Origin of the sequence: Peptoniphilus sp. oral taxon 836 str. F0141 (assembly GCF_000179335.1) — a bacterium.
GTDB classification, from domain to species: domain Bacteria; phylum Bacillota; class Clostridia; order Tissierellales; family Peptoniphilaceae; genus Peptoniphilus_A; species Peptoniphilus_A lacrimalis.
In genome coordinates, this window is the sequence record NZ_AEAA01000049.1 from 1 (window position 1) to 1,243 (window position 1,243).

Here is a 1,243-nt window from a genome sequence, read left to right on the forward strand (position 1 = left end):
TATCTTTAAGCAAAGCTCTTGCTATTGTAAGTCTTTGTCTCTCTCCTCCAGACAAGTTGCTCCCAGATTCTCCAATTATGGTTTCATATCCATTAGGAAGACTCATAATAAAGTCATGACAAGAAGCTTTTTTACAAGCGTCTTTTATCTCTTCAATACTAGCATTTTGATTTGCCATTCTCATATTATCTATAATACTTTTTCTAAATAGATAATTTTCTTGTGATACATAGGTTACAAGTTCCATGTTCTTTTCAAGAGAAACATCTTTAAGATTTACATTTCCTATGGATATTTTCCCTTTATTAATATTCCAATATCCCGCAATTAGCTTAGCAATAGTGGATTTTCCACCGCCAGAATAACCAACAATAGCTGTAAGTTTATTTTCTTTTGCACTAAAGGATAAGTTATCAAAAACTTTTTTCTTATCATTATAGGCAAAACATACATTTTCAAAATTAATATCGTATGATCTTATTTTTTCCTCTCCATTACCTCGTTCTAACTCTGGTAACTCCATAACATTTTTTATTTCATCTATTACAACTCTTACATTCGCCATTGTATCCATATGACTCATAGCTTTAATCAAAGGTTTGTAGCAAGCATAAGATAATAAAACACACATTATTAGATTGCCTACTTCAATACTTCCATTCATATACAAGTATAAAGAAGTTGGTAAAACAAATAATAAAGTTGATGGTAAAACTTCCATTGCTGCTGTCATATAGAAACAAACACTTAAATACCAATTTAGCATACTGTCTCTATTACTATTTACAGCATCTACAAATTTTCCATATGATGATGCAGATTTATTGAATGCCTTTATAACTTGAATACCTCTAATATATTCAACAGCTGTTGTATTCATGTTTTTTGCGGCTTCTTGATAATTTCGTGATTTTTCTTCATATCCACCCATCATTAGAATTGAAAATAACACCCCTAGTGGTAATGTAATAAGATTTGCAATTCCAATCCTCCAATCCATTATAAAAATAATAACTACTAAAGCGATTGGAATGATAAGATTAGCTATTACTTCAGGAATAACATGAGCTATCGGTTGCTCAATTTTATTCAAAGTTTCTACCATAAACTGAGTCCATTCTCCACTAGATCGTTTTTCAATCTCTCCCATTGATAATCTATTAATTTTTCTTACAAGTTTCTTCCTCTCATCCTCTATTATGCGAAATGCTAAATTGTGAGAAATTAAAGTTGAAATCTCATG

The 1,243-nt window shown here is 30.5% G+C and carries 1 protein-coding gene; it reads right to left on the reverse strand.

Translation table 11 applies throughout. The features are described 5' to 3' along the window. The coding region (locus tag HMPREF9131_RS01975; protein ID WP_009345088.1) for an ABC transporter ATP-binding protein at positions 1 to 1,243 on the reverse strand (1,243 nt) is incomplete at both ends.